Origin of the sequence: Glycomyces sp. TRM65418, assembly GCF_019710475.1 — a bacterium.
Taxonomy (GTDB): Bacteria; Actinomycetota; Actinomycetes; order Mycobacteriales; family Micromonosporaceae; genus Glycomyces.
Map to the genome: position 1 here is coordinate 401,309 of NZ_JAJFAX010000005.1, position 20,384 is coordinate 421,692.

Sequence of the window (20,384 nt, forward strand, 5' to 3'; positions counted from 1 at the left end):
CGTGGGAGATGGATTCGGAAGCGACCCTGCGGAGATCCGCAATCATGTCGCCAACCTCAACAACGGCCCGTTCTCGACCCTGAACAGCGCCGCGGACGCCGCCTCCGGACTGACGCTGGGCGGATTCGATGCTTATGGCGTCCTCCTGCAGTGGGTCATTCCGCCCGCCCTGAACCTCTGCCTCGACGACGCCGGCGCCGCGATCAGGAGCACGTCCGACTTCGCCGCCGCGATCGGCGAGGCCCTGACGGGCGTGGCAGAAGACTACGAGGGCGTCGACCAAGAGATCGCCGACCTGCTGTCCAAGATCGGTGAGGAGATCGGGAAATGAGCGACGACGTCGTCGACACCACCGGCGGTCGCATCGTCGACAGCCTCACCACCATGGGCGAGCACTTCAACGACGCCGCCGGGGACGGGATCGATCCCACGGCGTTCGCCATCGACGGCGCCATCGCCGCCCTCGACGTGCTGGCCTTCGCCGCCAACCCGTTCAAAGAGCTCATGATGGCCGGGGTCGGCTTCATCATCGAACACGTCGACTGGCTGCGGGAACCCCTGGAGATGCTCACCGGCAGCCCGGCGGAGATCACCGAGCTGTCCCAGTCCTGGTCTAATGTGGCCGCCGACTTGAACGACGCCGCGCAGCAGTACGCCGACGCGATCGGCGAAATCTCGAGCTGGGAGGGCGACGCCGGAGACGCCTACCGCCAGGTCTCCTCGGCGTTCTCGGGGGCCGTCGCGGGCGCGGCGAACTGCGCTCAGTCGACTTCGCAGGCCATTGCCGTCGCCGGAATCATCGTCGCCACGGTTCGCGCGCTCGTTCTCGAGATCATCTCCGACTGGGTGTGTCGAGCCATCATGTGGTTGCTGTCGGCACTTGCCAGCGCCGCGGTCACGTTCGGCGCCTCGGTGCCGACCGCGATCTCCGGCGTCGTGGTCGACGCGTGCATCCAGATGACCAAGATCGTCTCCAAGATCTCGAAGATGATGCAGAAGGTCGCCGAGCTGCTCCGCAAGATCAAGGTCTTCCAGGGCGCCTTCGGCAGGCTCGCGAACTCCCTCGACGAGATGGCGGAGGGCATGATGAAGAGCATGGCCAAGACCGACGCGAAGGCGATGATCAAGAACATCGACAATGTGCTGGCCTTCTCGAACAAGCCCCGCTTCGGTGCCGACTACGACGTCAACAGGACGTACGACGCCGCAAAGGATTCGTACAAGAACGGCGCGAACTGGGGCCGGGACGCGTTGGGCAACGCCACACCGATGCGCGACGTCGCCGACAGGGCCGGGGGCATGCCCGCGACCGGCTGGCGTGGCGCGGCCGGCGGCGTCAAGGCGTATGAGAACGACACCGAGGCCGAACCCGCCGAGGAGCGCCACGACGGTGAGTGAGCGGGGATGAACCTGGAGGCATGGTGGACGGTTCCCGGCTGGGGGCTGGCCTTCGCCATGTGGGCGCTGGCCGCCGTCGCCGGGGTCGCGATCATCCTGGTCTCCGGGCTCCTCGCCTGGCGGCGTCGGCGCAGGCGCACGGCCAGGCGGCGGTAGCCGATGAGCGAGCTGTGGACGACGCTGGTCGTGGGAGCGGCGGGCCCGCTGGGCGCCGTGCTGATCCTCGCGGCCGCGATCGTGGCGGCGGCCGCACTGGCCGAACGGATCGATCCGACGCCTCCGGTGCCGGTCGAGTCCCGGGTCCGTGAAGCGACCGAGCGGCGGCGATGGCACGAACAGGTCGACGCGCAGGTGCGCGGGGCGGAGCAGGCGCGCGGTCGGGAGCCGGTCGACAGCACCCATGTGTCGTTCCCGGCGTTCGGGATCGCCTTCCTGGCGTGGCTGCTGCTCTCGGCCTGGGGCGCGGCGGCCGAGCACGTCGAGCGCCCCGGCGAGGGGTTCCCGTTCGCGCTGGCCGTTCGTCCCCTGTGGGTCGCCTTGGTCGGAGCGCTGCTGGTCGGCATCACGGCCGGGTTCTTCTACCGCCGTTGGTATCACCGGCAGTCGTGGCAGCGGAAAGCCGCGATCCGGTCCCGGCGGGAGGCCGAGGAACGGCACGACTTCCAGGCGCGCCTCCGGGCGATCCGCCTCGCCGGGCATCGGCAGCGGCGAAAGTCCTCATGAGCGGGCCCCGATCGCAAGGCCGAAGCTGACGCCGAGCGACGCCGGGTGCGAGTCGTTCGCCCGCGCCGTTCCGTGCCCTCGACGGTGCGGCCGAGGGCCCGGAACGAGGTCAGGCCCGCCACCAGGGCTCGGCGCCGGACCGGTCGCGGGTGGCGTTGGCGAGGCAGTGGATCTCGCGGCCGACCGGCCGCCGCATGGCCGTACTCCCAGGCCTCCACCCAGGCGATCCGACCGCCCACGGCGTCGAAGCCCGCCTCGGCATCGCCGCATGGGCCTGGGGAACCGGGCTGGCCGCGCCATGACCGCGGGCGAGGCCGAGACCCGCGCCCCGAGGACCTGGAGCCGCTCACATGCGCTTCCCAATGCGAGCGTCCGCGGCCCGGCGCCGTGGTGGCGCCGGGCCGCGGACGCGGAGCCGGTCCGCGGCCCCGTTCTCGATTACTCCACCGGGCATCGCTTCCAGGCGAAGTGGTAGATGGTCTTGATGTCGCCGTCCACGGAGTCCATGGCCATGAAGCTCTTCTTGGTGGGATCGGTGCCGGCGCTCACCCGGACTTCGGTGTTGATGTTGAAGTTCCGCTCCTCGCCGCACGGCTTGTAGCTGAGCTGGTCGGTCTCCACCTCGTCGGTGAACTGCCAGTTGTCGCTGTGGGGGCCCTCCAGCATGTGGGTGGTGCTGGAGGTCGCGGAGTCACCGGAGAAGTAGTAGCTCGCCTTCTGCATGCCGGTGGCGCCGGGCTCGAGGTGTCCGAAGCCGCGGTAGTCGGCGCTCGCGATCGCGTAGGTGAACCCCGAAGGGATCCGCACGATCAGGTTGAGCTGGCAGTTCTTGCGGAAATCGGTGGGGTCCGAGTTGCCGCCCGCTTGGGCGAGGTACTCGCTGTAGGTCACGGTGAAGGAGGTGTTGCCTTCGTTGACCGCGACGGCGGCGGTGCCGACGGGGCACCCGGAGCCGTTGACGGTGGCCACGTCGATGACGATCTCGTTGGGGGGCGGGTTCTGGAAGTGCGGCGCGGCGGCTGCCGGGCTCGCCGCGATCGTGATCAACCCTGCCGCCAGGGCGAAGACCCCGGCGACCATCGATGCTTTTCGGAGGATTCTCATGCGGGTGGTCCATTTCTGGGTATGGCGGTCTTTCGACTGCTGAACAGCGGACAAGGGGACCGGAGACCTTGCGTCGCAGCGCGCTCGGGGAGGCGGGGCGTGGGGGTGGCGCCGAGCGAGGAACTGCGTCATGGCCGGTCAACCGACTTGTGGTCCAGATTGCACCGTCCGTGCTCTTATTTATAGTCATGAATATGTGCGAAGTCAATGATTACCGACTATTAGGTCTAAAGGTGCAAATGAGAAGAGAAGGACGACGATGGCGTGAGTGAGTCCTGAGTCGACTGCAGGTGCGATCCTGACGGGCTTCGGGCCGATCGCGCCGCCACTGGGGCGGCGATGACCCCTCGGGAGGTACGCCGGAGTCGCGCCCTACTTCCCGTGGGGTAGGCCGATTGCGTCCTCCAGGCCGATGATCGCGGGCGAGGGCGGCGGCAGACTCGGCCGCATGCAACGAGTCGCCGGCGTCGCGCCCACTCCTCGCGGACACCGTCCGCCGACAGCCGCCGTCGTGCGCGAGGAGCGGGCGCGATGAAGCGGTTCTTCCTGGGATGGACGCGCTTCGTCATCGCCCTCCTCGTGCTCCAAGTCGGGCTCGCCGGATGGGGAGCCGTCTCGGCAGGCGGGGAGCGCATCATGCGCTTCATCGCCCACGCCGGGAACGGCGGCATGCTCATGTTCTGGCTCATGCTGTCGGTCGTCTTCGCCCTCATCGCCCGGCCCGGCTGGAAGGCGGTACTGCTCACGGCCTTGTCCGCCTTCATGATCATGATGCAGGGCGCGTTCGCGTACGGCTTCGGCGCCGACGGCGTCGGCGGCGGCGTCGGCATCGCCCTCCACGCGCTCAACGGCCTCGGCATCCTCGTCGTGCAAACGGCCGTCGCCCGCCTGGCCAAGCGGGCGGTCGACGCGAAACGCGCCCTGAAAGCGGCGGGAAACGAGGTCCCGGCATGAATCCCGTCTTCGCCACGATCCTGCGGGTCTGGATGCTGCTCCTGCTGGCGTTGCTGGTCGTCCAGTTCGCCCTCGCCGGGTTCGGCGTCGGCTACGGCGGCGCCCTGCAGGCCGGCTTCGAGATGCATTTCCGCAACGGCAACGCCCTGCTGTACCTCTACGCGGCCGCGGTCCTCCTCGCCCTCGCGGCGCGGACCGGAGCCAAGACCGTGTGGCTGACCGCCCTGGGCGCCTTCCTCGTGCTGCTCCAGCACGGCATGGCGATCGTCAACGTGCCCGGCACCGTCTGGGGCCAATCCCTGTTCCTGGTGCACGCCCTCAACGGACTGGCGCTCATCTACCTGGCCTTCCGGACCGGCGTCCTCGTACGGAACGAGATCCGCAAGCGGCCCCGACCGCGCCGCGATCGCGAGCGGGCTCGCCTCCGACCGCATGGCCGCCCAGGCGAAACCCGGCTCCACCGCTGATCGAGCCGACGCGCCGCGACCCCTGCCCGGTGGCGGCTTCCAGGACGGTTGCGCCCGTTTCATCACCGTTCACCACAGTGCGGCGAAGGGGCATACTCGCAGGGTGAACCTTGAGATGCGAGAGATCGAGGCGTTCCTGACCGTCGCGGAGGAACTCCACTTCGGACGCGCCGCCGAGCGTCTGACGCTGTCCACCTCCAGGGTCAGCTCCCTGATCCGCACGCTCGAGCGCCGGGTCGGCACGCCGTTGTTCGAGCGCACCAGCCGCAGCGTGCGCCTCACCCCCGCCGGCGATCACCTCTTCACCGAGCTCCGCGCCGCCTATGTGCGCATCGAGCGCGCCATCGCCGACGTGCGGTCCGCGGCCGACCAGGCCGGGCAGGTGGTCCGCGTCGGCTTCGCCACCACCCTCCCCGAGAGGGTGCCCCCGGCGCTGGTCCAGGCCTTCGAGCAGGCGTACCCCGCGGCGCGCGTGGTCCAGTACGCGGCCCCGACCACCGACCTGTTCCGCTGGCTCGAAGGCGACCGCGCCGCCTGGCAGGTCGACGTGTTCGTGACCTGGATGCCCGTGGAGGACTCGCCGCATCCGGACCTGACGATCGGCCCCGTCCTGCACCGCATCCCGCGGGCGGTGATGCTCGGGGCCGACCATCCGCTCGCCGACCGGGCGGCGGTCGACGTCGAGGACCTGGCCGAGCACGAGGTGGTCTACCCGCAGCTGCCGAACTGGTACGGCGCCGCGTGGACGCCGCAGACCACGCCGAGCGGGCGCGAACTCCGGCTGCGCAGGGTCAAGGCCGAGTACATCGAGGACGTGCTGCGGCTCGTCGCGGAGCAGCAGCTCGCGCATCTGACCTTCTCCTCGCTGCTCGACGCCTACCGCCGGCCCGGCGTCGTGGTGCTGCCGCTCATCGGACTGCCGGCGATGCCCGTCCGTCCGGTGTGGTCGAACTCGTCCCGGCACCCGCTCGTGCGAGCGTTCGCCGACGTCGCCTCCGAGCACAGCCGCCGCGCCGGCTGGCACGTCGGCTAGCGCCGCGCCGATCGTGTTGCCAGGCGACACGAGCGTGCTGCGATTCGATCTTGTTCGGGACCGCCGCGTGCGGAAACGTAACGGTCATGAGCAACGAGCACACGATCAAGCGGTTCACGGTCGACATTTCCGAGGCCGACCTCAAGGACCTGGACGAGCGCCTCGCACGGGCCCGGTTCACCGACCAGATCGCCGGCGCCGAGACGGCCTACGGGGTCGGCGTCGACCGCGTCAAGCGCCTCGTCGAGTACTGGCGCCACGGGTACGACTGGCGCGCCTGGGAGGCCCGGCTCAACGCCCACCCCCAGTTCACCACCGAGATCGACGGCCAGAACATCCACTTCCTCCACGTCCGCTCCGAACGCGAGGACGCCTTCCCGCTGATCCTCACCCACGGCTGGCCCGGCTCCGTGGTCGAGTTCCTCAACGTCATCGAGCCGCTCACCGCCGCCGGCTTCCACCTCGTGATCCCCTCGATCCCCGGCTTCGGCTTCTCCGGCCCGACCACCCAGACCGGCTGGAACAACGCCCGCATCGCCCGCGCCTGGGCCGAGCTGATGGCCCGCCTCGGCTACACCCGCTACGGCGCCGCCGGGAACGACGCCGGATCGATGATCTCGCCCGAGGTCGGGCGGGTCGACCCCGAGCACGTCGCGGGCGTCCACGTCACCCAGGTGTTCTCCTTCCCCAGCGGCGACCCCGCCGAGTTCGCGAACCTCACCGAGGACGACCACCGCACCCTCGAGACCCTCGACTGGTTCATGCAGCACAAGTTCGCCTTCAACCTGCTCCAGGCCCAGCAGCCGCAGACGCTGGCGCACGCGCTGGCGGACTCCCCGGTCGGCCTCCTCGGGTGGAACTCGCAGCTGATGGACGAGGACGTCGACGACGACTTCGTCCTGACCAACGTCGCGATCTACTGGTTCACCGGGACCGCCGGCTCCTCGATCCGGATCTACTTCGAGAACGACAAGGCCGAGCCCCCGGCCGGCCGGACGACCGTGCCGCTCGCGCTCGCCGGTTCGGCGGGCGACTTCCACGGCGTCCGCAGCTTCGCCGAGCGCGACCACGCCGACGTCCGCTCCTGGAACGTCTACGAGGACAAGAGCCACTACCTGCACTACGCCGCGCCCGACAAGCTGGCCGCCGACATCGCGGCGTTCTTCGGGAACCTCGACTAGAACGTCCCCCTCGGAGGGCGGACCGTGCCGCCCGGCGACACGGTCCGCCCTCCGGTCGAAAGTCTCGCGATCCGGCCCTACTCGGGACCGAGCCAGGCCTCGCGCGGGGTCAACGGGACCAGGGTCGGGCGTTTGACCGATGTGGACACGTCGAGGCGCCTGCCCTCGCCCGCCGACCTGATCAGGCCGGTCATCACGTCGAGGACGTGCAGCGCCAGGTCACCGTTCGCGCGGGCCGCCCGGCTCTGGTCGGCCAGCAGCATGTCGACGAGCCCGATGCCGCGGCTCGATCCGGCGTAGCCGGCGCTCGGCGGCAGCGTGACCCGCTCGCCGCCGGCCAGGCGGTGCAGCACGACATCGCCGCCGAAGGTGTTCGGGTCGGGCACCGACAGCGATCCTTCGGCGCCGTGGACCTCGATCGGCGGCGTCGTCGTGGCGGCGCCGTCGAAGCTCATCAGGATCGTGCTCAACGCGCCGCCCGCGTGCTCGAGGATGCCGGTGACGTGCGTGTCGACGGTGACCGACACCTGCTCGCCCGCGCGGGGGCCCGAGCCGATCGTCCGGACGTCCCGCGAGCGGGCGGACGCGCCGGTGACCGCGACGACCGGGCCGAGCAGGTGCACGAGCGACGAGATGTAGTACGGCCCCATGTCGAGCAGCGGCCCGCCGCCCTCGGCGTAGTAGAAATCGGGGTTCGGGTGCCAGTGCTCGTGTCCGGGGACGATCATCGTGGCGGTCGCGAACGCCGGGGCGCCGATGCGGCCCGCGTCGATCGCCTCCCGGGCCGTCTGGGTCCCGGTGCCGAGGACCGTGTCGGGCGCGCCTCCCACCGCGACGCCGCCGGCGGCGCCCGCCTCGACCACGCGCTTGGCGTCGTCGAACGAGGCCGCGAGCGGCTTCTCGCTGTAGACGGCCTTCCCGGCCGCGATCGCGCGCAGCGAGATGTCGGCGTGGGCCGCGGGGATCGTCAGATTGAGCACCGTGTCCACCCGGGAGTCGGCGAGCAGCGCATCGACCTCGAGCGCCGCCGCGCCGGTCTCGGCGGCGACGGCCGCCGCGCGCGCCTCGTCCAGGTCCGCGACGGCCGCGACCCGGACGAGCGGGTGCGCCGTGAGCAGCGACAGGTAGTGGGAGGAGATGGCCCCCAGGCCGATTACGCCGATGCCGTGCGGGTCGCCCACTGCATGCCCCTTTCGATGATGGTCCGGACGCTGTCGTGCTGGAGGACGTCGACGCTGTGGCCGGGGGTGGCCACGACGATGCGCCCGGCTCCCCACCGGCGTGTCCAGACCGCCGGCGAGGTGACCGGCCGGTGCCAGGGGTGCCACGGCCGGGTCGGGTGGGTGGTCGTGGCGAGGACGTCGATCAGGTCGTCGTGGAGGACCCAGTACTGCTCGGTGTCCAGTTCGAAGTCGGCGATGCCGCGGGTGACGGGATGCTCGCGGCCGAGTTCGGTGATCTGGATCGTGTGGCGCAGGTAGTTGTCCTCCTGGCCGCCGGTCCGCAGTTCCGGTTCCTTCGCGGGGTGGGTGGCGAACTGGCCGCCGATGAGCTGCAGGTAGTTGGAGGAGGCCCGGTAGGAGTCGGCGATCCCGCCGTGCCAGCCGACCAGGCCCGTTCCGGCCTCGACGGCCGCTCGGAGCCCGTCGAGCTGCGGCTCGGTGATCTGGGACATGGTGACGCTCTGGACGATGAGGTCGGTCCCGCGCAGGAAGCCGGCGTCCGCGTAGACGTCGGTGGACTCCTCCACCCGCACCTGGTAGCCGTGGTCCTTCAGGAACGGCAGGAACAGCTCGGTCGCCTCGACCGGCGCGTGCCCTTCCCATCCTCCCCGGACGATCAGGGCTGTTCGCTCGCTCATGCGGCTCCTTCGTCGACAGTGGTCCGTGGCGGCGCGTTCGCGGTGGCCCGACCCGAGAGCGCCGAGTGCCCGGCGCGGTGCCTCAGCATTTATTTACCGATAAACACTAAGCGGCCGTCGACCGCGTGTCAATCGGGCGAACCGCCGAGGAGGACCCGACGGCGCCGTCCGCGGCGGCCGGAGTCCCCGGCACGTCGAGCGGCCGAAGCGCCCCGTTCCGGTGCCAGGGCCCCGGCCCCGTGATCAGACGCCTTCCGGTGGTGGCGCGGGCGTCCGCTTCGGGCCCAGCAGGAGGACGTAGACCAGCAGCAGCGCCATCACGACGACGCCGGCCCACATCGCCTGGCGCCAACCGTGCACGAAGGACTCCTGCGCGGACCGGATCAACGCCGCCGAAGCCGACGTGCCGTCCGCGCCCGCGATCGCGCCGGCGATGCCCCTGCGCGCCTCGTCGGCGACCCCGGCCGGAACGCCGTCCAGGCGTGCCTCGATCGCATTGGCGTACCCGGCGGTGAGGACCGCGCCGAGCAGCGCGACGCCGAGGGCCGTGCCGAGCTCCCTGGTGACGTCGTTGAGCGCGGAGGCGACGCCCTGCCGCTCGCGCGGGAGCGACGACGTGATGGCCTCAGTGGACGGCGTCATCGACAGGCCCATGCCGAGTCCCATGGCGACCATGCCCGGCAGGACCGAGAGGTAGCCGCCCTCGACGGAGACGAGCACCGCCATGAGCGCGAGGCCGAAGCCGCCCACGGCGATCCCGGCCGCCATGGTCGACCGGGCGCCGATGCGCGCGGCCAGTCGCGGGGCGAGTCCCGAGGCGGCCATCATCAGGACCGCCATCGGCATGAGCGCGAGCGTGGCGGCCAGGGCGGACCAGCCGAGCACGGCCTGGAAGTACGGGAAGAGGACCACGAAGATCCCGGCCAGCACGCCGAACACGGCGAGAAGCACGGTCGAGCCGCCGGCGAGGCCCCGCTCCCGGAAGAGCCGGACGTCCAGCAGCGGCGCCGGCCGGCGCAGTTCCCACGCCGCGAACCCGATCGCGCCGAGGACGCCGGCCAGGAGGCCGGCCAACGTCGCCGGGGCGGTCCAACCCTGCTCGGGGCCTTCGTGAAGGACGAGGATGAAGCCGACGACGGCGACCACGGACGTCAGGGAGCCGACCAGGTCGAACCGGTGGGTCGCCGCCTCGCGCGAGTTCGGGACGGCCCGGATCGCGACCGCGGTGGCGGCGATGACGAGCACGACCGGCAGCAGGAAGATCCAGCGCCAGTCCGCGACGTCGACGAGGAGGGCCGAGACGAACATCCCGAGGATGCCGCCGCCGCCCGCGACGGCGGTCCACACGCCGATCGCCTTGGAGCGCTCCGTATCGGGGAAGGTCGTGGTGATGACGGAGAGGGTGACGGGCATGATCATCGCCGCGCCGACGCCGCTGAGCAACCGCGCGGCGAGCATGACCTCGGTGGTGGGCGCCAGGCCCGCTGCGGCGCTCGCGACGCCGAAGACGGCGAGGCCCGTGAGCAGGACCGGTTTGCGGCCCCAGCGGTCGCCGACCGCGCCGAGCGGCAGCAGGAGCGCGGCCAGAGTGACGGTGTAGAGGTTGATCATCCAGAGGACGTCGCCCTGCGAGGCGTCGAAGGCGACGGCGACCTGGGGCTGGGCGACGTTCAGGCCCGACACCGAGGCGATGACCGCCATGAGGGCGATGCAGACGCCGATGAGGACGGTGCGGCGGCGGCGCGGGTCGCGGATGACCGGGTCGGCGACCGCGGTCGGCAACGTGTTCATGGTTTCCTTTCGGGGCGTGGAGGTGCGGCGACGTCGGGTGCGGAGGTCGCCGGATGGGGGGGTCGACCGGTCAGCGCGTCCGGGTGGCGCGGACGACGGCGTCGCGCAGGAGGTGGTCGCGGCCGCCGGGGCCGGTGACCGTGCGGGTGTGCTCCTCGGCGGTCGCGATGCGCAGGGGCGCGACGCTCGCGGTGATGTCCGCGAGGGCGACGGCGGCCGCCGCCGGCGGATGGTGGCCGTGTGCCGCCGCGGCGTGGAGGTGGCCGACGATGAGCAGCGTGCCGCCCGGGGCGACCCAGGCCGCGAGCCGTCGGTAGAAGTCGAGCTGCGGCATCGCGGGGTGCGCGTAGGCGGTGGTGACGAGGTCGAACCGGCGCTCCGGCTCCCACGTCGTCAGGTCCGCCTCGATCCATCGCACGCCGCCGGGCTCCGGCAGGTCCGCCGAGCGTTCGGCGGCGCGGTCGAGCGCGTGGGCGGCGATGTCGGCGCCGGTCACCTGCCAGCCGCGCGCGGCCAGCCAGAGGGCTTCGCTTCCCGTCCCGCATCCGGCGTCGAGCGCCGTGCCCGGCTCGAGGCCGGCCGTCTCGCGGGCGAGGTAGGGATGCGGCGCGCGCTCACTCGGCCCGTGGCGCTGCGCCCAGTGCCGTTCCCAGTAGTCCTTGTCGAAGTCATGTGTCGATGCCTCGGCCATGTCGGTTCCTTCCCGCTCGCTCGTGCCGGTCGATCCTGACGGACCGACGGCCAGATGTGCAAACGTTGTTGCCGAATGGCAAAATGAACGCATGGAACCGGATCTCGACCAGACCCTCGACGCCGTCGGGCCGCGCCTCAAGCGGCTGCGACTGCGCCGGGAGGTGACCCTCGCCGACCTCGCCGCGCAGACGGGGATCTCCGTCAGCACGCTCTCCCGGCTCGAATCGGGCTTGCGGCGGCCGACTTTGGAGCAGCTGCTGCCGCTCGCGCGGGTCCACGGGGTGACGCTCGACGAGCTCGTGGACGCCCCGCCCACGGGCGATCCGCGCGTGAACCTGCGGCCCGTCGCGTGCGCCGACGGCACGGTGCTCCTGCCGCTCACCCGCAGGCCCGGCGGCATCCAGGCGTACAAGTTCATCATGCCGACCGGGGACGACGCGGCGGTGCCGCAGTTGCGGACCCACGAGGGCTTCGACTGGGCCTACGTCCTCAACGGCACGCTGCGCCTCGTGCTCGGCGAGCACGACCTCCGGCTGAAGCCGGGCGAGGCCGCCGAGTTCGACACCCGGACCCCGCACTGGTTCGGCGCGACCAGTGCCGGTCCCGTGGAATTCCTCAGCCTCATCGGCAAGCAGGGCGAACGCGCCCACGTGCGGGCACGGCTCAAACCAGGCGAGCGGTAGCCGACGTGTGGACGACCGTACGCACTTAGTGTACGTTCGTCCACATGACGACTGCCGACCACTTCGCTGGCGATGACCGGACCATGCGCGAGCGGATGCTCGCGGGCGACTGCTACATCGCCGACGACCCCGAGCTCGGGGTGCTCCTCCACCGCGCCGCCGTGCTCGCCGAGCGCTACCGGGCCGCGTTCGCCGAGGACTACGAGGCCGCCGTGCGGCATCTGGGGGAGCTGCTCGGCGAGCTGGGCGACGACGTCTTCATCCGCCCGCCGCTGTACGTCGACTACGGCTCCAACATCCGGATCGGGGACCGCACCTCCGTCAACTACGGCCTCACCGCGCTCGACGTCGCACCGATCGTCATCGGAGCGGACTGCCAGATCGGCCCCCACGTGCAGCTGCTGACCCCCACGCACCCGGTCGAGCCCGGGCCGCGCCGCGACAAGCTCGAGGCCGCGAAGCCGATCGCCCTCGGCGACAACGTGTGGCTCGGCGGCGGCGTCATCGTCTGCCCCGGCGTCGCCATCGGCGACAACACCGTGGTCGGCGCGGGCGCGGTGGTCACCCGGGACCTGCCCGCGAACGTCGTCGCCGCCGGCAACCCGGCGCGCGTGGTCCGCACGCTGGAGTCCGAGGATGCCTGACCGGCCGCAACCGCCCGCCTCCCGAGGGAACCGGCGCCGCCACGACCCCGACCGACGCGAGCGCATCATCGCCGCCTGCCTCGAGGTGATCGCCGAATTCGGGGTCGCGGGCACCTCCCACCGCAAGGTCGCCGCGGCGGCCGACGTCCCGCTCGGGTCGATGACCTACCACTTCAGCGGCATGGACGAACTGCTGCATGCGGCCTTCGGGCGCTTCGCGACCTCGGTCAGCGACGGCTTCGACGCCATGATGGCCGCCGCCGAGGGGCCGGAGGAGGCCGAACGCATCGTCGTCGCGATCGTCGACGACACCGCCGCCGAGTCCCATCGCTTCCTCGTGCTCACCCACGAGCTCTACACGCTCGCGGCCCGCGAACCGGCCTTCCGCGGCCTCACGAACGCGTGGATGGCCCGTTCCCGCGCCGCACTGGAACGCCACTTCGACCCCGCGACGGCCCGCATGCTCGACGCCCTCATCGAAGGACTGACCATCCACCGCGCCCTCGACACCGAACCCCACGACCCGGCCGTCGCCGCCGACGCGATCCGGCGGATCACCGGACTCCGCACCTAGCAGGACGGCGGGCTCGGGTCGGTCGATCGATGCCTGTCCGCTCGCACCGCTCCCGCGAATCGCTCAGATCCGTTGGCACCGAGTTGCGGACGCCCATATCGAACCGAGGTCCGGGCACGAAGAAGAGCGGCCATCAACCCGATGACCGCTCTCCCGCTGCATGTGTGATTCTGTGGAGGTACTGAACGCTTATCACGTTTACGCTGGTCAAATCGTTGCGATCTGACCTGGTGAACCATACGAAACCCGACGGGAAAAGCCGGGAACACAGTCCAGGTACGAAATCCCCTGTGCGGACGGCATCCCGTCCGCTCCACAAACGGCTGGCCCCGAAAGAGGGCCAACAACTCATTGCAGAGCACCTCGCAGGGTCTCTCCAGAAAGACCTCGCCACGCGGTACGGCGTCGGCCTGTCGAGCGTGAAGACGGTTCTCCGCGAGGCCGGCGCCAGGAAGTACACGGCACGTGCCTAGCGCGGCGAAGGCGGGCGGTCACAGCGGTGGGCGCTCGTCTCCGCTGCCCTATTGCAGGTCGGCCACCAGCCGGAACCGTTGCAGTACTGTCAACGTCGCGTCGTCGACGGTGAACTCCGGGTCGTTCAGCGCCTCCCGCATCTCCTTGCTATGCCAGAACGACTCGTGGTTCGCGCGCCATGAGGCGATGCTGCGGTCGCCTTCGCCCTCGTCGATTACGTGCTCGAGGTCGACCGCCGACAGCGGCACGACCCGTACCTCGGTGGTCTCGATGACCGCGACGGGCCGTTCGCCGGAGTCGACGACGACCGCACGCTCGCCGACCTTGGGAAGGGCCTCGCCCTCGTGCTCGTAGTCGACCACCAGACCGGTCGTGGAGGTCTTGGCTTCGGTGAGGATCGCCGCCACCAACTGGTCGCGTAGCGGGCCGGGGAACGCGAACTCGGACGTCGGCAACGCGGCGATCTCGGCAGGGGTGGGAACGTTCACGGACATGCGTCCCACGGTAACCCTGCCGGCGGATCGGACGAAAGAAACCCAGCCGTTTGGATGGTCGACAGAGTCGGAGGATTTGACCATACCGTCACCTTTGGTCATGACCGCGTCGCAACTGCTGTGACATGACCTGCAGGGCAAGAAACAAGGGACCACCTACGCGATGATCCCCCATATCCCGTATATCCGATTGTGGAGCTGGCAACGGCTTACTTGAGCCCATCACCCCAGATCAGCGCCTACGAAAACCGACTCCTAGACCTGCTCACCCGCCCCACCCGAATTCCTGACCCTTGCGCCACGACCGAACGGCCCAGTCCCCGCTCATCAAACGGAAGGTCCTGGGCCCTTGACCGCCGCCTCACCAGCGCAGATCGCGCCGCAATCGTGAGCGAGTATCAGGCAGGCGCAACGCAGAAGACGCTCGCGAAGAAGTACGGCATCAGCCTCTCCAGCGTCAAACGACTCGCGCGTGACGCTCGGCGAGATCTGGTTCGTTCACGGGCGGGCCGGTCGGAGGAATAGCCCCAGAAGGGGCCCACACAGAGGTGAGGGCAGCAGGTTTGGTGAAAGCAGATCTCTGTTTGCGTTGTCCTGCATATCAACAAACTCGATACCAAGATCCGCTCTGTCACTTCTGTGCCTCGTCGATCCTCGCAATGAGACCGGGCAGAACGGGACGCTGTTCCCGGCTCGAACTCGAACGTACCGCCGCACGAGCCCGAAGCGACCTCCCCGAAGGCGCCTTCACCAGTGAACGCGTCGTCGTCGATCGTCACCGCGGATGCCCTGAAGTGCTCGATCAGCAGCGTGATCGCGTCGATGATCAACCGCAGAGCGACATTGCGGAAGCTGCGCATAGGAGCCCGTTGCAAGTTGTGCTGCTGTGTTGTTGAGCTGCGAAGATGGCGATATGTTCCGGCTTCTCATACGCCTTCAAGCCTGGGTGGTGATGATCGTCAGCGCGCCAAGAGCTGCGACGATGATCGAAAGGGTTGCCCAAACCTTTGCGTACGTTCGGTGGCCTCGCCGAGCAGTGATAAACGCAAGTCCTGCTGGAGCGGCGATCGCGGCTACAGCCCCGACAGCGAGTTTCAGTTCAGTGGTGAGGCGCTCCGCGCCTGTGGCCGCGTCGGCGCGATCAACGTCGGCGAATCCCGATGATGCGGCATCGACCAGCAGTCCTGGGGCCGCGCAGAACAAGGTGACTGCCAGCAAGTACCACACGGGTTTGTACCGTTGCCCTGGTGGACTGAGCCACGCCTGCGCCGCCAGTATCGCGATCGGACCGGCGAGGAACACTGGTCCGAACCAGAGCTCAAAGCGGAGGAGGGCGCGAGCTTCGTCGTCGGGGCACCCGCCTGGAGGTGGATCGGGATACACACAGGCCATGCCAGCCTGAAGCCAGAGCCACATCAACGTCACGAGCCAGACGAGCATCAGGCAGCTCAAAACTGAGAAGCGAAGCCGTCGTCGCCTGACTTCCTGAGGGTGATTCAGCACTCGGCAAACCTAGCCGGTTCGCTCCGCCTACCGCAGGTGACGAGCAACTGTGCAGCTTCGACAGCCGTCGAATCGCGACGACTCGGGGCGAAAGTCGCACTCGCTCAACCAACCAGACGCACTTGGGCACAAAAGAGCGGTCATCAACACGATGACCGCTCTCACGCCAAATATTCGATTCTGTGGAGCTTAGGGGATTCGAACCCCTGACCTTTTCCATGCCATGGAAACGCGCTACCAACTGCGCCAAAGCCCCTTGATTGGCGTTCCAGAGGTCGTAGACCTTGGAACCCGCACTAGTTTACACAGCCTCTGGAGCGGGTCCCAGGGAGGGGCTGGAGACGGTCGTCACGTCCTTGAGCTGGGGATTCTCGGAGTCGAGCGGGGGTGGAGCGTCTGGTTTCGCCGGTAGGGGAAAGCTCAGGGTCCCTCGCGCGCTGGGCGTGAGGGACCCTCTTCGTTTCGGTCAGTCCCAGCTGAGGCCGGGGGCGTAGCGCCTCGGGCGGAGCTTGGCGACCAGTTGGGCCGCCACGTCGAAGAGCCTGCCCGTCGATCCGGGCGGCCCCACGAGTTGGACCGTCGCCGGAGCGCCGTCACTGCGCATGCCCACCGGGACCACCAGCGCCGGCAGCCCCGAGAGGCTGAACGGCGCGGTGAACGCCGCCGCGCCGGCGAGGTGCATCACGTTGGAGCGCAACGTCTCCGTCGACCACTCCTTGGCCGCCGGGGGCGGCCCGGGGAGGCCGGGGGTGATGAGCAGGTCGTAGTTCTCGAGGTCGAACCAGTCCTCCAGGTGCCGCCGCACGCGGTTCCCGTCGCCCAGGACGCCGCCGAACAGCCCGCCCAGGTACGTCCGCTCGCCCACCGACACCAGGTGCCGGGTGCGCCGCTGCAGCCCGTCCGGGCCGCACTTGAGGCTGCGCAGATACGCCGCGCACGACCACGCCCCCGAGGACGCCGGCGTCAGCCGGGCCCCGAAGCGCGGCTTGGCGCGGAACGTCTCATGGCCGAGGTCCGTGAGGGACCTGACGGCCTTCAGGAGCCACTTCGTGGCGTCGTCGTCGACGCGGGCCGGCAGCGGCGCGGCGTTGGTCGCGGCGATCCTGAGCGGCCCCGGGTCGCCCGTGGAGCGCGGCGCGCGGTGCGTGAGCGCCGCGTACGCCAATGCGGCGTCCTCCACCGTGGTCGCCATGACCCCGGTGTGGCCGCCGAGCCAGTGCTCGGGGTCGGTGTTGATGTCGGCCGGCACGTGCTCGGGGCTGTAAGCGACGATGCCGCAGGCGGCCGCGGCCGTGCGCACCCCGCCCGCCGACCCGGGCCCGTCGAGCCCGATGCCGATCGGCGCGGCCCCGGTGGCGACGGCCAGTGCCGTGCCGCCGCTGGGACCGCCGATGCCGCGGTCGGGACGCCATGGGTTGGCCGGGACGTTCCCGTCGTCGTCGGTCGCGGGCCACAGCCCGAGCTCCGAGGACCGTCCGAACGCGACCACTACGGCTCCGGCCCCGCGGATGCGCTGCACCGCTTGGTGGTCGGTGTCGGCGATCGGCAGGAACGCCGCGTTCGAGCCCAGCCGCGGGGCGTGTCCGGTGACCGCGAGCTGCTCGCACACGGCCACGGGAACGCCTGCGGCGGGCAGGGAGTCGCGGTTCTCGATCTCGTCGACGGCCGCCGCCTCGGCGAGCGACTCGATCTTGCGGACGCTGGTGAGGGCGCCTTCGGCCTCGCGGTGGTCCTCGATGCGGCGGAGGTGGTGGTCGACGACGATCGCGGCGTCGGCGTCGCCGCGCCGGACTGCCTTGGCTATCTGCTGCGCGGTGGTTCCCGACCAGCTCACTGCTCGTCCTTCTTTCTCGAGTGGGACAGGGGTGCCGGGGCGTCTAGCCGAGTGCCTGGCGCAGGTCGGCCAGGAGGTCGTCGGCGTCCTCGATGCCGACCGACAGGCGCACGAGGTCCCCGGGGACCTCGAGGGCGCTGCCGGCGGCCGAAGCGTGGGTCATGCGTCCGGGGTGCTCGATGAGGGATTCGACGCCGCCGAGGGACTCGCCGAGCGTGAACACCTCGGTGCGGGCGCACACGTCGACGGCCGCCTGCTCGCCGTCCTTGTGGCGGAAGGCGATCATGCCGCCGTAGCGCTTCATCTGCTTGCCCGCCACGTCGTGTCCGGGGTGGGTCGAGAGGCCGGGGTAGCGGACCTCGGCGACCTTGGCGTGGCCGGCGAGGAACTCGGCGATCGCCTCCGCGTTGTCGCAGTGGCGGTCCATGCGCACCCCGAGCGTCTTGACGCCGCGCAGGGTGAGGAACGCGTCGAACGGACCGGCGACGGCGCCCATCGAGTTGTGGTGGAAGGCGATCGCCTCGGCGAGGTCGTCGTCGTCCACGACGACGGCGCCGCCGACGACGTCGGAGTGCCCGCCGATGTACTTGGTGGTCGAGTGGACCACGATGTCGGCGCCCAGGCTCAGCGGCTGCTGGAGGTACGGGCTGGCGAAGGTGTTGTCGACGACGACGAGCGCGCCGCGGCGGTGGGCCAGGTCGGCGAGCCGCTCGATGTCGGCGATGTTGAGCAGCGGGTTGGTGGGCGTCTCGATCCACACCATCTTGGTGTCCGAGTCCATGGCGGCCTCGACGGCGGCGACGTCGGTGATCGAGGCGGCCGTGTACCGCACGCCCCACGGGAGGGCGACCTTGTCGAAGAGGCGGAACGTGCCGCCGTAGGCGTCGTTCGGGATGACCACGTGGTCGCCGGGGGCCAGGAGCGACCGCAGGACGGTGTCCTCGGCCGCGAGCCCCGAGGCGAACGCGAAACCGCGCGTGCCGCCTTCGACGGCGGCCAGGCAGGTCTCCAGGGCGGTGCGGGTCGGGTTGCCCGACCGCGAGTACTCGTAGCCGCCGCGCAGGCCGCCCACGCCGTCCTGCTTGAAGGTGGAGGTGGCGTAGATGGGCGGGACGACCGCGCCGGTGAGCGGGTCGGGCTCCTGCCCGGCGTGGATGGCGCGTGTGGAGAACCCCTGAGCCGCCCTCCCGTCGCCCGCCACCGCCTGAACCGGAGTGAACCCTGTGCCTTCGTGCATGGTCCTACGCTAACCGACGCGAGTACCACTGCCTATGGATAGGCGCGCTATCGTGCAGACAACACTTTCCCACTTCAGTTAGGGGATGCCTCATGGGCTTCGAAGAAGTACACAAGATGGACATCACCGGCGACGGCGTCGACGAGACGGTCGGCGTGCGCCGCAACGAGGACGGTTCGGTCGAGTACCACGTGGACGTCGACGGCGACGGCACCGCGGACATGCTCGCCGTGGACAAGGACGGCGACGGCGTGATCGACCACGTCCTGATCGACAACGACGGCGACGGCAAGTACGACACCGCGATCGTGGACGTCGACGGCGACGGCCAGGTCGACGGCTCCACCGACCAGTAAGGCCCCTCTCCTCGGCGGAACCGCCGGTCAGACTTCGCGCCGCGGGCGCCCCATCGCATCGATGACGGTGCGGGGCGCCCGCGGCGGCGTTCTGCAGGGGTCTCGGCTGATCCGGCCCCGGGGCCCCGCGGTCCCGTGCGGAGGCCGCCGGGTCCTCGTCACGGTGCCCGGAGGCGTTGCCGTGGCCCGAGGCGCGGTCGGCGCCGGCGTGCCTTGAGGCGCCGCCTTGTTCGGCGGTGCCGTCGTACCCCCGCGTCAGCGTCGACACGGGGGCTCCTACGGATCGAGGATGATGCGCCTTCCTCAGGCCCCGGCCCGCTCCGCCTTCGAGCGCTCGACGCAGAACTCGTTGCCCTCCGGGTCGGCCAGGACCACCCAGCCGCTGCCGTCCGGTCGGCGATGGTCGTCGACGAGGGTCGCGCCGAGGCCGATGAGCCGCTCGACCTCCTCGTCGCGGGTGGTCTCCGGCACGAGGTCGAGGTGGAGCCGGTTCTTGACCGTCTTGGGCTCGGGGACGCGGATGAACAGGAGTCCGGGGTGCCCGCCGTCGGGGCCGATGAAGTTCTCGGTGTGCTCGGGCGCGTTCGGGTCGTCGGGGTCCTCGGTGTAGCCGGTGACCTCGGTCCAGAACAGCGAGAGCGCGTAGGGGTCCTGGCAGTCGAAGGTGACCTGGCCGATCGTTGCAGTCATGCGCATACGTTAACGCCGCACGGCGACCGGTGGCGATCGTTATTCGCGCGTGACAGACTTGCCGGATGAGCATCACGCACCCGGTCCTGAACCATCCCCTCGAAGGCTCCCCCGGCCCCGGCGCCGCGATCGCCTACTTCGGCATGGGCTGCTTCTGGGGCGCGGAGCGGCTCTTCTGGCGCGTCCCCGAGGTGTGGACCACCTCCGTGGGCTACATGGGCGGCAACACCGAGAAGCCCTCCTACGAGGAGGTCTGCACCGGCCTCACCGGCCACGCCGAGGTCGTCAAAGTCGTCTACGAACCCGGGAAGGTCGACTACGAGCAGCTGCTCAAGGTGTTCTGGGAGAACCACGACCCCACGCAGGGCATGCGGCAGGGCAACGACGTCGGCACCCAGTACCGGTCCGTCATCTTCACCACCACCCCCGAGCAGCAGGCCGCCGCCGAGGCGAGCAAGGCCGCGTTCGAGCCGGTGGTCCGCGAGGCCGGGCTCGGCCCGATCACCACCGCGATCCTCCCCGCCAAGCCCTACTGGCTCGCCGAGGACTACCACCAGCAGTACCTCCACCACAACCCGAACGGGTACTGCAACCACGGCCCCAACGGCCTCTCCTGCCCCGTCGGCGTGGTCAAGGCCCAGACCGAAGTGGAGCCGCCCCGCTCCCGATGAGAGGCCCGCGGCGGCCCTC

General features: G+C 70.1%; 24 protein-coding genes and 1 tRNA gene. 14 read left to right on the forward strand and 11 right to left on the reverse strand.

Annotated features, from left to right (window positions below; translation table 11 throughout):
• Position 1: 1 nt before the first annotated feature.
• From K3N28_RS14165 to K3N28_RS14180, 4 genes are read left to right on the forward strand one after another with little or no spacing between them, the layout of a single operon-like run.
• A complete protein-coding gene (locus K3N28_RS14165; protein ID WP_228093193.1) occupies positions 2 to 331 on the forward strand; it encodes a hypothetical protein in 330 nt (109 codons plus the stop codon).
• Positions 328 to 1,398 (forward strand): WXG100 family type VII secretion target, encoded by a 1,071-nt coding sequence (locus tag K3N28_RS14170; protein WP_228093196.1) that lies wholly within the window; start codon positions 328 to 330, stop codon positions 1,396 to 1,398. Before K3N28_RS14165 ends, K3N28_RS14170 begins: the two co-directional genes overlap by 4 nt.
• Positions 1,399 to 1,404: 6 nt before the next feature.
• Positions 1,405 to 1,554 carry a hypothetical protein gene (locus K3N28_RS14175; protein ID WP_228093197.1) on the forward strand — a complete coding sequence of 50 codons (150 nt, stop codon included), beginning with the start codon at positions 1,405 to 1,407 and terminating at the stop codon, positions 1,552 to 1,554.
• Positions 1,555 to 1,557: 3 nt separating this feature from the next.
• On the forward strand, positions 1,558 to 2,121 hold the full coding sequence (locus K3N28_RS14180) for a hypothetical protein (protein ID WP_228093198.1): 564 nt from the start codon (positions 1,558 to 1,560) through the stop codon (positions 2,119 to 2,121).
• 438 nt (positions 2,122 to 2,559) lie between these two features.
• On the opposite strand, the gene K3N28_RS14185 is transcribed toward K3N28_RS14180, so the two are convergent.
• Complete coding sequence (locus tag K3N28_RS14185; protein ID WP_228093199.1) at positions 2,560 to 3,225, reverse strand: DUF4360 domain-containing protein; 666 nt, start codon at positions 3,223 to 3,225, stop codon at positions 2,560 to 2,562.
• A 531-nt stretch (positions 3,226 to 3,756) separates the two neighbouring features.
• Here K3N28_RS14185 and K3N28_RS14190 point away from each other — a divergent pair.
• The 4 genes from K3N28_RS14190 (at position 3,757) to K3N28_RS14205 (ending at position 6,860) form a co-directional block, all read left to right on the forward strand.
• On the forward strand, positions 3,757 to 4,179 hold the full coding sequence (locus K3N28_RS14190) for a hypothetical protein (RefSeq protein WP_228093200.1): 423 nt from the start codon (positions 3,757 to 3,759) through the stop codon (positions 4,177 to 4,179).
• Positions 4,176 to 4,646, forward strand: coding sequence for a hypothetical protein (locus K3N28_RS14195; protein WP_228093201.1), 471 nt, complete (start codon positions 4,176 to 4,178; stop codon positions 4,644 to 4,646). Before K3N28_RS14190 ends, K3N28_RS14195 begins: the two co-directional genes overlap by 4 nt.
• Positions 4,647 to 4,749: 103 nt before the next feature.
• Positions 4,750 to 5,679, forward strand: coding sequence for a LysR family transcriptional regulator (locus tag K3N28_RS14200; protein ID WP_228093202.1), 930 nt, complete (start codon positions 4,750 to 4,752; stop codon positions 5,677 to 5,679).
• An 86-nt stretch (positions 5,680 to 5,765) separates the two neighbouring features.
• Entirely contained in the window at positions 5,766 to 6,860 is a 1,095-nt protein-coding gene (locus K3N28_RS14205) for an epoxide hydrolase family protein (RefSeq protein WP_228093203.1), read from the forward strand.
• 77 nt (positions 6,861 to 6,937) lie between these two features.
• Here K3N28_RS14205 and K3N28_RS14210 read toward each other — a convergent pair whose 3' ends face one another.
• The 4 genes from K3N28_RS14210 to K3N28_RS14225 form a co-directional block, all read right to left on the reverse strand.
• Positions 6,938 to 8,041 carry a Gfo/Idh/MocA family protein gene (locus K3N28_RS14210; protein WP_228093204.1) on the reverse strand — a complete coding sequence of 368 codons (1,104 nt, stop codon included), beginning with the start codon at positions 8,039 to 8,041 and terminating at the stop codon, positions 6,938 to 6,940.
• Positions 8,014 to 8,721, reverse strand: coding sequence for a ThuA domain-containing protein (locus K3N28_RS14215; protein ID WP_228093205.1), 708 nt, complete (start codon positions 8,719 to 8,721; stop codon positions 8,014 to 8,016). Before K3N28_RS14215 ends, K3N28_RS14210 begins: the two co-directional genes overlap by 28 nt.
• A gap of 243 nt (positions 8,722 to 8,964) precedes the next feature.
• Positions 8,965 to 10,512 carry an MFS transporter gene (locus tag K3N28_RS14220; protein ID WP_228093206.1) on the reverse strand — a complete coding sequence of 516 codons (1,548 nt, stop codon included), beginning with the start codon at positions 10,510 to 10,512 and terminating at the stop codon, positions 8,965 to 8,967.
• A gap of 70 nt (positions 10,513 to 10,582) precedes the next feature.
• On the reverse strand, positions 10,583 to 11,203 hold the full coding sequence (locus K3N28_RS14225) for a bifunctional 2-polyprenyl-6-hydroxyphenol methylase/3-demethylubiquinol 3-O-methyltransferase UbiG (protein ID WP_228093207.1): 621 nt from the start codon (positions 11,201 to 11,203) through the stop codon (positions 10,583 to 10,585).
• Positions 11,204 to 11,294: 91 nt separating this feature from the next.
• Here K3N28_RS14225 and K3N28_RS14230 point away from each other — a divergent pair, with 91 nt between their 5' ends.
• The 3 genes from K3N28_RS14230 to K3N28_RS14240 are packed head-to-tail and all read left to right on the forward strand — an operon-like array spanning position 11,295 to position 13,106.
• Positions 11,295 to 11,888: a helix-turn-helix domain-containing protein gene (locus K3N28_RS14230; RefSeq protein WP_228093208.1), complete on the forward strand. Its 594-nt coding sequence runs from the start codon at positions 11,295 to 11,297 to the stop codon at positions 11,886 to 11,888.
• 44 nt (positions 11,889 to 11,932) lie between these two features.
• Positions 11,933 to 12,532 carry a sugar O-acetyltransferase gene (locus tag K3N28_RS14235; RefSeq protein ID WP_228093209.1) on the forward strand — a complete coding sequence of 200 codons (600 nt, stop codon included), beginning with the start codon at positions 11,933 to 11,935 and terminating at the stop codon, positions 12,530 to 12,532.
• The gene (locus K3N28_RS14240) at positions 12,525 to 13,106 is read left to right on the forward strand and encodes a TetR/AcrR family transcriptional regulator (RefSeq protein WP_228093210.1); all 582 of its coding nucleotides are present in this window, start codon (positions 12,525 to 12,527) and stop codon (positions 13,104 to 13,106) included. The genes K3N28_RS14235 and K3N28_RS14240 overlap by 8 nt, the downstream gene beginning before the upstream one ends.
• A gap of 521 nt (positions 13,107 to 13,627) precedes the next feature.
• Here the strand turns inward: K3N28_RS14240 and K3N28_RS14245 are convergent.
• Positions 13,628 to 14,074 carry an ASCH domain-containing protein gene (locus K3N28_RS14245; protein ID WP_228093211.1) on the reverse strand — a complete coding sequence of 149 codons (447 nt, stop codon included), beginning with the start codon at positions 14,072 to 14,074 and terminating at the stop codon, positions 13,628 to 13,630.
• Between the two features lie 192 nt (positions 14,075 to 14,266).
• Here K3N28_RS14245 and K3N28_RS23545 point away from each other — a divergent pair, with 192 nt between their 5' ends.
• A complete protein-coding gene (locus tag K3N28_RS23545; protein WP_374209770.1) occupies positions 14,267 to 14,599 on the forward strand; it encodes a sigma factor-like helix-turn-helix DNA-binding protein in 333 nt (110 codons plus the stop codon).
• A 411-nt stretch (positions 14,600 to 15,010) separates the two neighbouring features.
• On the opposite strand, the gene K3N28_RS14250 is transcribed toward K3N28_RS23545, so the two are convergent.
• The 4 genes from K3N28_RS14250 to K3N28_RS14265 form a co-directional block, all read right to left on the reverse strand.
• Positions 15,011 to 15,577: a hypothetical protein gene (locus K3N28_RS14250; protein ID WP_228093212.1), complete on the reverse strand. Its 567-nt coding sequence runs from the start codon at positions 15,575 to 15,577 to the stop codon at positions 15,011 to 15,013.
• 183 nt (positions 15,578 to 15,760) lie between these two features.
• Positions 15,761 to 15,833: transfer RNA gene (locus K3N28_RS14255), tRNA-Ala, on the reverse strand.
• Between the two features lie 210 nt (positions 15,834 to 16,043).
• Positions 16,044 to 17,411: an amidase gene (locus K3N28_RS14260; RefSeq protein ID WP_228093213.1), complete on the reverse strand. Its 1,368-nt coding sequence runs from the start codon at positions 17,409 to 17,411 to the stop codon at positions 16,044 to 16,046.
• A gap of 43 nt (positions 17,412 to 17,454) precedes the next feature.
• The gene (locus K3N28_RS14265) at positions 17,455 to 18,648 is read right to left on the reverse strand and encodes a cystathionine gamma-synthase (protein ID WP_228093214.1); all 1,194 of its coding nucleotides are present in this window, start codon (positions 18,646 to 18,648) and stop codon (positions 17,455 to 17,457) included.
• A gap of 92 nt (positions 18,649 to 18,740) precedes the next feature.
• Here K3N28_RS14265 and K3N28_RS14270 point away from each other — a divergent pair, with 92 nt between their 5' ends.
• A complete protein-coding gene (locus K3N28_RS14270; RefSeq protein WP_228093215.1) occupies positions 18,741 to 19,004 on the forward strand; it encodes a hypothetical protein in 264 nt (87 codons plus the stop codon).
• Positions 19,005 to 19,307: 303 nt separating this feature from the next.
• Here K3N28_RS14270 and K3N28_RS14275 read toward each other — a convergent pair whose 3' ends face one another.
• Entirely contained in the window at positions 19,308 to 19,694 is a 387-nt protein-coding gene (locus K3N28_RS14275) for a VOC family protein (protein WP_228093216.1), read from the reverse strand.
• A 65-nt stretch (positions 19,695 to 19,759) separates the two neighbouring features.
• Between K3N28_RS14275 and msrA the strand changes: the two genes are divergently transcribed.
• The gene (msrA, locus tag K3N28_RS14280) at positions 19,760 to 20,365 is read left to right on the forward strand and encodes a peptide-methionine (S)-S-oxide reductase MsrA (RefSeq protein ID WP_228093217.1); all 606 of its coding nucleotides are present in this window, start codon (positions 19,760 to 19,762) and stop codon (positions 20,363 to 20,365) included.
• The last annotated feature ends 19 nt before the right edge of the window (positions 20,366 to 20,384 follow it).

Coding starts and splice junctions, on each gene's coding strand:
- K3N28_RS14170 (WP_228093196.1), top strand. CDS start 328: ATGAGCGACGACGTCGTCGACACCACCGGCGGTCGCATCGTCGACAGC.
- K3N28_RS14175 (WP_228093197.1), top strand. CDS start 1,405: ATGAACCTGGAGGCATGGTGGACGGTTCCCGGCTGGGGGCTGGCCTTC.
- K3N28_RS14180 (WP_228093198.1), top strand. CDS start 1,558: ATGAGCGAGCTGTGGACGACGCTGGTCGTGGGAGCGGCGGGCCCGCTG.
- K3N28_RS14185 (WP_228093199.1), bottom strand. CDS start 3,225: ATGAGAATCCTCCGAAAAGCATCGATGGTCGCCGGGGTCTTCGCCCTG.
- K3N28_RS14190 (WP_228093200.1), top strand. CDS start 3,757: ATGAAGCGGTTCTTCCTGGGATGGACGCGCTTCGTCATCGCCCTCCTC.
- K3N28_RS14195 (WP_228093201.1), top strand. CDS start 4,176: ATGAATCCCGTCTTCGCCACGATCCTGCGGGTCTGGATGCTGCTCCTG.
- K3N28_RS14205 (WP_228093203.1), top strand. CDS start 5,766: ATGAGCAACGAGCACACGATCAAGCGGTTCACGGTCGACATTTCCGAG.
- K3N28_RS14215 (WP_228093205.1), bottom strand. CDS start 8,721: ATGAGCGAGCGAACAGCCCTGATCGTCCGGGGAGGATGGGAAGGGCAC.
- K3N28_RS14220 (WP_228093206.1), bottom strand. CDS start 10,512: ATGAACACGTTGCCGACCGCGGTCGCCGACCCGGTCATCCGCGACCCG.
- K3N28_RS14225 (WP_228093207.1), bottom strand. CDS start 11,203: ATGGCCGAGGCATCGACACATGACTTCGACAAGGACTACTGGGAACGG.
- K3N28_RS14230 (WP_228093208.1), top strand. CDS start 11,295: ATGGAACCGGATCTCGACCAGACCCTCGACGCCGTCGGGCCGCGCCTC.
- K3N28_RS14235 (WP_228093209.1), top strand. CDS start 11,933: ATGACGACTGCCGACCACTTCGCTGGCGATGACCGGACCATGCGCGAG.
- K3N28_RS14240 (WP_228093210.1), top strand. CDS start 12,525: ATGCCTGACCGGCCGCAACCGCCCGCCTCCCGAGGGAACCGGCGCCGC.
- K3N28_RS14245 (WP_228093211.1), bottom strand. CDS start 14,074: ATGTCCGTGAACGTTCCCACCCCTGCCGAGATCGCCGCGTTGCCGACG.
- K3N28_RS14265 (WP_228093214.1), bottom strand. CDS start 18,648: ATGCACGAAGGCACAGGGTTCACTCCGGTTCAGGCGGTGGCGGGCGAC.
- K3N28_RS14270 (WP_228093215.1), top strand. CDS start 18,741: ATGGGCTTCGAAGAAGTACACAAGATGGACATCACCGGCGACGGCGTC.
- K3N28_RS14275 (WP_228093216.1), bottom strand. CDS start 19,694: ATGACTGCAACGATCGGCCAGGTCACCTTCGACTGCCAGGACCCCTAC.
- msrA (WP_228093217.1), top strand. CDS start 19,760: ATGAGCATCACGCACCCGGTCCTGAACCATCCCCTCGAAGGCTCCCCC.